8 protein-coding genes are annotated in these 8,003 nt (G+C 67.4%); 3 read left to right on the plus strand and 5 right to left on the minus strand.

Features of this window, described 5'->3' with window-relative positions; genetic code table 11:
* Positions 1-156 precede the first annotated feature (156 nt).
* The 3 genes from MKK65_RS07840 to MKK65_RS07850 all read right to left on the minus strand — a co-directional run bounded on the left by MKK65_RS07840 (position 157) and on the right by MKK65_RS07850 (position 2,211).
* Positions 157-843, minus strand: coding sequence for a metal ABC transporter permease (locus MKK65_RS07840; RefSeq protein WP_243956847.1), 687 nt, complete (start codon positions 841-843; stop codon positions 157-159).
* A 119-nt stretch (positions 844-962) separates the two neighbouring features.
* The gene (locus tag MKK65_RS07845; RefSeq protein ID WP_243956848.1) at positions 963-1,559 is read right to left on the minus strand and encodes a HupE/UreJ family protein; all 597 of its coding nucleotides are present in this window, start codon (positions 1,557-1,559) and stop codon (positions 963-965) included.
* 79 nt (positions 1,560-1,638) lie between these two features.
* Entirely contained in the window at positions 1,639-2,211 is a 573-nt protein-coding gene (locus MKK65_RS07850; protein ID WP_243956849.1) for a pilus assembly protein PilZ, read from the minus strand.
* 236 nt (positions 2,212-2,447) lie between these two features.
* On the opposite strand from MKK65_RS07850, the gene MKK65_RS07855 reads away from it, so the two are divergent.
* Together MKK65_RS07855 and MKK65_RS07860 are read left to right on the plus strand one after the other, a co-directional pair.
* Positions 2,448-2,969, plus strand: a complete 522-nt coding sequence (locus MKK65_RS07855) for a hypothetical protein (protein ID WP_243956851.1) — start codon at positions 2,448-2,450, stop codon at positions 2,967-2,969.
* A 2-nt stretch (positions 2,970-2,971) separates the two neighbouring features.
* Positions 2,972-3,412, plus strand: a complete 441-nt coding sequence (locus tag MKK65_RS07860) for a DUF421 domain-containing protein (protein ID WP_058193992.1) — start codon at positions 2,972-2,974, stop codon at positions 3,410-3,412.
* A 17-nt stretch (positions 3,413-3,429) separates the two neighbouring features.
* On the opposite strand, the gene gmd is transcribed toward MKK65_RS07860, so the two are convergent.
* Both gmd and MKK65_RS07870 read right to left on the minus strand, forming a co-directional pair.
* Positions 3,430-4,464, minus strand: a complete 1,035-nt coding sequence (gmd, locus tag MKK65_RS07865) for a GDP-mannose 4,6-dehydratase (RefSeq protein ID WP_243956853.1) — start codon at positions 4,462-4,464, stop codon at positions 3,430-3,432.
* Positions 4,461-5,600 (minus strand): glycosyltransferase family 4 protein, encoded by a 1,140-nt coding sequence (locus tag MKK65_RS07870; RefSeq protein WP_243956855.1) that lies wholly within the window; start codon positions 5,598-5,600, stop codon positions 4,461-4,463. Before MKK65_RS07870 ends, gmd begins: the two co-directional genes overlap by 4 nt.
* Positions 5,601-5,980: 380 nt before the next feature.
* Between MKK65_RS07870 and MKK65_RS07875 the strand changes: the two genes are divergently transcribed.
* A complete protein-coding gene (locus MKK65_RS07875) occupies positions 5,981-7,582 on the plus strand; it encodes a gamma-glutamyltransferase family protein (protein ID WP_243956857.1) in 1,602 nt (533 codons plus the stop codon).
* Positions 7,583-8,003: the final 421 nt, after the last annotated feature.

Genomic DNA, 8,003 nt, shown 5'->3' on the forward strand with positions numbered 1-8,003 from the left:
GTGGCACGGGTGCTGCAGAACCGGGCACGGTCGGTGCCGCCCCGACCGGCGGGACGGGTCGGGGCGGTTCGAACGTGCGGGGTCAACGGGGATCAGGAACACCGTGTCGCCCCGGCGTCGGATACGACATCCCGGGACGACGCTCCCGACGCTCGCTCACATGGGCGGCGTCAGGCCGTTCTTGCCGACGGCGACGCGGCGGGCCGTGACCTTGCCGTCGTCCCCGCGCGCCACAACCACGAACGCCTTGGCGCCGGCGGAGATGGCCCCCGCATCCGCGGGCTCGAAGGTGACCACCGGGGCCTGCGGCGGCACCAGCACTTGGATCGACTGCCCCTTGCCGTAATCGACCGTGAGGGTGCGCTCGGCGCCGGTTCCGCTCGCCTTGACGGTGCCGTTGGTCATCGCGCTCTTCACCCGGGGGGCGTCCGGGGCGGTCGCGGGTGCGGCGGCCTTCACGGTGCCGTTGGTCATGGTGCTCTTCACCGCCGAGCCGCCGGTGTGATCGGGGATCACGTCCCAATCGTAATGGCCCTCACCGGTGCCGCGCATCGATTCGGGGAACAGCACGACCTCCAGGGCTACCGGGGGCTCGCCCTTGGTGGCGGTGCCGATGAACACGCCGTCCTTGATCTGGTCGAGCTGAGCCGGGACGACCCAGGACACCTTGGCGTCCGGCGCCAAGGTCACGCGCTCGCTCTTGCCGTCCAGGGTCTTGAGGGTGAAGCCGCCGCCCTCGACGGCCTCGATCGTGCCGCGGAGGCGCTCGGGTGGTGAGGCCGCCACTGCGGCGGTGCCGAGGGTCAGCAGGCTCGCCAGGGCGAGTGTCGGAAGTCGTGCCATGCGGGAATCCTTTCGCCGCCGGAACGCGGGCGGCGCGCATGACCTGGGGCTGAGCGCAGCCGTGTCAGCCCCGGCAGCCCCGTGACATCAAGACCCCTGCGAATGGATGTAACCGCCGCTCAGGCGGGAATCGCCAGAAGGGCGAGGCCCGCCGCAGCGACGCAAGCGCCGAGCGCCGGTGCGGCCCGGGTTGCGCCGAGCCGCGCGGCGGCGACGCCGAGGCCGATTCCGGCTGCGTGCAGGAGCGCGGTCGCCGCCAGGAAACCGGCCCCGAAGGACAAGCCCGAGGCCGTCTCCGGCATCTCGGCGCCATGGGCGTAACCGTGGAACACGGCAAACACCCCCACCAGACTGGCGAGCAGCGCCACCGGCGCCCGCAGGCCGACGATCGCGGCGAGACCGAACACCACGATGGAGAGCGCGATCCCGGTTTCGGCATAGGGCAGCGCCACGCCCACCATGCCGAGGCCGGCGCCGACACTCATCAGAGCCAGGAACGACAGGGGCAGCGCCCAGAGCGCCCGACCACCACGCAGGGCAGCCAGCAGGCCGAGCGCGACCATGGCCAGCACGTGGTCCGCCCCCATCAGCGGATGCAGGAAGCCCGCCTCCGCACCGAGGGCGGCGCCGTGGCCGGGATGGGCCCAAGCCGCCTGCGGCAGCAGCGCGAGCGCGGCGGGAAGGGCAGTCAGGGGAGCGGCGAGGAGGCGCTTCATCGGTGATCCTTCAAGGTCTGTCTCCGATGTAGCGCCGATCCCTTGGCTCTGCGAGGGGCGCCACCGTGATCGCCAGAGCTCAGAGCGTCATCGTCGCGTGGACCGCGTCCGGCTCCAACGGCCCCAGGAAGGCGGCGCCGATGCCGTGCTCGAAATGGCGGGCGACCCGGGCCGCCCGGCTGCCGATCGTAATGATCTCGCCGAGTTCCAGAACCCGGTCGACCAGCAGCCCGATGCCGGAGGCCGAGACGTTGAGGACATGCCCCGGGAAGGACAATCCGGATTCCAGGGTGATCGCGACGGTCTTCTGCGCCGGCACGATGCGGCGGTGGCCGCGGAGCGGCTCCGGACGAACGTTCTGCGCGCGTGCCAGCGTCACGAATTGCCGGGCCAGCCCGTTGAGCGTCGCACGACCACCGCGGACCGAGACGACGAACTCCTGCCCGATGACCTGCGTGATCCGTACGTCCAGCTGCCCGATGTAGCGGATGCTGCAGGTCAGATCCTCGCCCACCGCCAGCCGGGCCGCGGATCGGAGCCGGATGCCCTCCGCGGTGACGTCGGCCGTGACGGCGTAGAAGTCCTGCCGGCGGGGGTTCCAGCAGAGAGCCGGCAGCACGACGACGTGTCGTGGGCCCACCGCGCCCGTCATCGCCGTATCATCGGGGTTCGATCCATCCGCCGGCTGCTGCGATGGGGAACCCTGCCAAGGTCTTCCGAACTTTCCTACAAATGATCCTTTTCTAGGACGCCATTCGACCGAGAGACCGGCCATGCACCGGAAACCGTCCCTCCGACACCGCAGCGTCCCGCAACCCGGCGGAACTCCGGCCTCCGGTATGCGTAACGGTCTCGCCTTCGGGCGCCCTGCGCGGGAGGAGCCGAAGCTTGGAGGTGATCCACAAAGACCCGCCGATGCGCGACGAGATCGCCGCGGGATTCTACCCGGCCTTCGAGGATGGCTGGCGCCGGGCCGAGATCGCCGGCCGCTTCGGGATGCTGGCTTTCGTGGCGCTCTGTGCGCTGGGCCTCCTCGGGCATGGGCCGTTCAGCGAGCGCACGCGCACCAACGCGGATGATTCGATCACCATCCGGTACGAGCCCGTGGTCCGGTTCGGCGCCCCGACGATCCTGCGGCTCGATACCCGCGTGCCCCCGGGGGGCGACAAGGTCGCGGTGACCATCGCCAAGAACCTCGTCGACCTGTTCGGTCTGGAGAGCATCACGCCCCGGCCCGAGACCTGGCAGGTCGCCGGCGCAAACATCCGGCTGGTCTTCCCGGTGCTACAGGGCGAGACCCGCGCCCTGATCCGCTTCACCGGATCGCCGAGTTTCCGGGGCGGCGTCGACCTCACCGCCCGGCTCGATGCCGGCGAGACCCTGTCCTGGTCGCAATACGCGGTGCCTTGATCATGAACACCGTCGTCAAGGCCGCGGCAGCCTACCTGATCGTGCTGTTCGTGATCCGGCTGATCGGGCGGCGCACCGCGAGCCAGCAGGCGCCGATCGACATGGTCGTGCTGTTCCTGTTCGGCGGCCTGAGCGTGAGCGCCGTCCTGGGCGATGATCATTCCTTCACCGGGGCGATGAGCGCGCTGCTCACGGTCGGGCTGATGCACGTGGCCGTGTCATGGCTGAAGCTGCGCTTCGTCTGGTTCGAGCGGATCGTCGACGGGACGCCGATCGTGGTCTATCGCGACGGCGTCTGGGACGAGGCGCGGATGCGCCAACTGCGCATGCAGCAGGCCGATATCCGCACCGCCGCCCGCCAGCAGGGCCTGGATGACCTCGACAAGGTCGCGGTCGGGATCGTCGAACGGGATGGGAAAGTCTCGATCATCGAGAAGGCGTAGGCCGTCGCACCACGGCCTCAGCCACGGCCGGCGTCGTCAAGGCGCCGGATATCGGCTTCAACCATGAGCCGGCACAGTTCCTCCAAGGCGGTGGCGGGCCGCCAGCCGAGCAGAGCTTCCGCCTTGCCGTAATCGCCGATCAGGGCATCGACTTCCGCGGGGCGGAAGAACGCGGGATCGACTTCGACCACCCGACGGCCGGTCCGCCGGTCCACGGCGAACTCGTCCACCCCGGCGGATGCCCACTCGAGCGCAATCCCGGCGGCGGCGAACGAGAGCGTCACGAAATCGCGCACCGAGGTCGACCGGTTCGTGGCCAGCACGAAGGTATCCGGCCGTTCCGCCTGCAGGATCAGCCGCATGCCCTCGACATAGTCCTTGGCGTAACCCCAATCGCGCAAAGCGTTCAGGTTCCCTAACCGCACCACGTCCTGTGCGCCGCGGACGATGCGAGCGACCGCGTGCGTGATCTTGCGGGTCACGAACTCGGTCCCCCGCAGGGGCGATTCGTGATTGAACAGGATCCCGGACGCGGCGAACAGGCCGTAAGACTCCCGATAGTTGACCGTCATCCAATGCGCGAACAGCTTCGAGACCCCGTAGGGACTGCGGGGATAGAACGGTGTCGTCTCATTCTGGGGAACGGCCTGAACCAGGCCGAACATCTCGGCGGAGGACGCTTGATAATAACGCGTCGCCCCCTTCCGGGCACGGATCGCCTCGAGGAACGTCAGCGGGCCGAGCCCGGTGATCTGGGCCGTCGTGAACGGCTGGTCGAACGACACCTGAACATGCGTCTGCGCAGCGAGATTATAGATTTCGTCCGGTGCCGATCGGTCCAACAGCCGCAGCGTCGATCCGAAATCGGTCATGTCGTGCTGGACGAGGATCAGGCCGGGATCGTCGAGGATCCCGAGTTCTCGGATGCGCCAGAAGTTCTCCGAGCTGGACCGCCTGTAGGTCGCGTAGACCTTATACCCGCGCCGCAGCAGATTGTCCGCAAGATAGGCGCCGTCTTGCCCAGTGACGCCGGTGATGAGTGCGGTCTTCATGCTGACGCATCCTCGCGGCTCAGGTGACGTTGATGCTCCGCCCACCGGTCACCGACGTATCGGGCGAACCGTTCGCGGAACACGGCCGTCGAGAAGGTCTCCGCGTGCGCGCGGATCGCTTGGCGGTCGAACGTGTCCGAAACCGCCTCGAACCGGGACACGGCGTCGATGATCGCCGCCGTCGTCTGCTCGTGGAAATGCAGCCCGGTGACGCCGTCGACGACCGTTTCCCGGGCGCCGCCGCGGCCGAACGCGATGACCGGCGCACCGCAGGCCTGCGCCTCCAGAGGTGCGATTCCAAAATCCTCCTCGGATGCGAAGATGAAAGCCTTGCACCGGCGCAGATGGTCGAGCAGCACTGCGTTGTGCTGGAATCCGAGGATGTCGATATTCGGTGTCGCGATAGATTTCGCGTATCGATATTTGGGTCCGTCCCCGATCACGACGAGCCGCTTGTCTGGCATTTTCGTGAAGGCTTCGACGATGAGATGCATCTGCTTGTACGGGACCATTCGCGACGCGGTCACATAGAAATCTTCCCGCGATCCGTTCCCTGGGGTGTAATGATCAGTATCGACATTGGGATAGATGACGTCCGATTCCCGACGGTACGTTTTACGAATACGCCCAGAGATGTATTTCGAGCAGGCTACAAAGTGATCGACACCATTCGATGTTCGCTGGTCCCAGATTCTTATTTTATGGAGGAAGTAACGGGCCAGGGCGCGCCGGACCGGGCCGAACCCTGAACCGTCGAGGTATTGCTGCTGCAGATCCCAGGCGTAGCGCATCGGCGTATAGCAATAACAGACGTGCAGCTGGCGCTGCGTGGTGATGACCCCCTTCGCCACGGCATGGCAATTCGAGATGATCAGATCGTATTTCGACAGATCATGCTGCTCGATTGCCAGCGGCATCATCGGCAACATGTAAGTGTAATATTTTCTTGAGAGCGGCACCTTTTGAAGAAAGGACGGCGTGATCGATCGACCGTTGAAATGCCCTCTATCTTTGTCGGACAGGAAATTGATCAGACAGAAAATGTCTGCCTCGGGAAAGATTGCCGACATTTCTGCCAGAACTTTGTCCGATCCGGCGTAGGTCGTGAGCCATTCATGCACCAACGCGACTTTCATTAGAACTCCGGCGAGTCACGACTTTTCATAAATTGATCTATCACACTATCTCCAGAACATCTCTCTAAAAGACCCTTTGTCTCTCAAGCAAAATTGATACCGCTTCGCTCGTCTCGCGGCCGGGATTGAAACCCGCTTCGATCCGACCGCCACGGGCCGGCGGGAGCCAGAACCGACGCCGCCCGCAGGGGCACGATCGCCGCGTCAGCTGCGCTGCGCGCACCCGTCCGCCGAACTCATGGGCGCAACCAGAGCCGCGATCTTGGTTTTCCGGCCTGGCACGAGACTTTCACCGCGGCATCGGCCCATCCTGAGGTAAGATCCCCCGGTATGGGTCGTGTCGGCCTGTTCGCGGGCCATCGAAGGAAGCAGGATTTCCCGTGAGAGATTTCTCCGCACCCGGCCGCTCCCCGGTCTACGCCGCCAACGCCGCCGTCGCGACCTCGCACCCGCTCGCGACCCTGACGGCCATCGAGGTCCTGCGCACGGGCGGCAATGCCGTCGATGCCGGCATCGCCGCGGTGGCGGTCCAATGTGTGGTCGACCCGTTGATGACCGGCATCGGCGGCGATTGCTTTTCGCTCTACGCGCCGGCGGGCGCCTCGGCGCCGACCGCGCTGGACGGCTCCGGCCGGGCGCCCGCGGCCGCGACCCCTGAATGGTACGCTGCGCATGGCGCCGCCATCACACCGACCTCGCCGCACGCGGTCACGGTTCCGGGGGCGGTGGGAGCCTGGGACCTGCTGGTGCGCCAGCACGGCACCCGTCCCCTAAGCGAGCTGCTCCAGCCGGCGATCGGCTATGCCGAGGACGGCTTCGTGATCCAGCAGCGCGTCGGCTGGGACTGGCAGCGCTGCATTCCCCGGGTCGCGGGCGATCCCCACGCCGCCGCGACCTACCTGCCCGGGGGCGCGGCCCCGGCGATCGGCAGCGTCTTCCGCCTACCGAGGCTTGCGGCGACCCTCCGGCGCATCGCCGAAGAGGGCCCGCGGGGCTTCTATGAGGGGGCGGTGGCCGCCGACATGGTCCGGCGCCTCAACGAGCTCGGCGGCCTGCACACCATGGACGATTTCGCCGCCGCGCGTCCGGACATGGTCACACCGGTCTCGACCCGCTACCGCGGCTACGACGTCTACGAGTGCCCGCCCGCCGGCCAGGGCCTCGCCGCCCTGATGATGCTGAACGTGCTCTCGCATTATGACGTGGGCGCGCTGGCGGATCTCGACCGGCTCCACCTGTTCGCCGAGACCTGCAAGCAGGCCTATCACCACCGGGACGTGCTGTTCGGGGACGCCGCCCTCGCCCGGGTACCGGTGGAGCACCTGCTGTCGGATGCCTGGAAGGCTGCCGCCCATGGGGCGATCGATATGCGTCGGGCGCGACCGCCGGAGATCTATCCCGAGATCGCCCGGGAAATCGCGCAGGAGCGGGCCCACAAGGACACGGTCTATCTCTGCGTCGTCGACCGGGACGGCAATGCGCTGTCGCTGATCAACTCGGTGTTCCAGGGTTTCGGCTCGGGGATCCTGGCGCCGGAGAGCGGCGTGCTGCTGCACAATCGCGGCCTGTCCTTCCGCACGGAGGCCGGACACCCGAACAGCATCGGGCCGGGCAAGCGGCCGATGCACACGATCATCCCGGGCATGCTGATGAAGGACGGCCAGGCGGTCGCGCCGTTCGGCGTGATGGGCGGCCATTACCAGGCCATGGGCCATGTCGAGCTGCTGTCGGCCATCCTCGACCGGGGCCTCGACGTGCAGGCGGCCCTCGATGCCCCCCGCAGCTTCGCCTACGGCGGCAGCCTGGAACTGGAGGGCGGTATCTCCGACGCCGCGATGGCGGGCCTGATCGAACGCGGCCACCTGGCGATCCGGGCCCCCCTGCCCCTCGGCGGCGGACAGATCATCTGGATCGACCGCGCGGCCGGCACGCTCGCGGCGGGATCGGACCCGCGCAAGGACGGGGCTGCTCTGGGGTATTGAGGGGCAGGAGCCAGACTAGGAAGCTACCGCACCAAAGTTGTCCGGAGGCAGCGCGGGTCCCCTCTCCCGCACGGACTACGAAACTCACACATCGCTGCCGGACGTGGGCCAAGGCCAACCCCAAGCGCGTCTCCCCTCCCCCCTCTGCAGGGGAGGGTGGGCCTCGCGTCAGCGAGGGTCGGGAGAGGGGAACCCGGTTTCAGGACAGGGCGCGACCGGCATGACGGGCAAAGCTTAACCCTGCACCGTCGCTCCCCTCTCCCGACCCCCTTTCGGGGGCCACCCTCCCCCGCAGAGGGGGGAGGGAAGCGCGCGCGGATGCGGCAGCCGTCTCGACTGAGAAAAACTCAGTCCAAGTCCTCGACCTCTTCGGCACCGCCATAGACCCGCTGGGCCAGCGAGGCTTCCATGAACGGATCGA

This window comes from Methylobacterium sp. J-001 (assembly GCF_022829565.1).
Classification (GTDB): Bacteria; Pseudomonadota; Alphaproteobacteria; order Rhizobiales; family Beijerinckiaceae; genus Methylobacterium.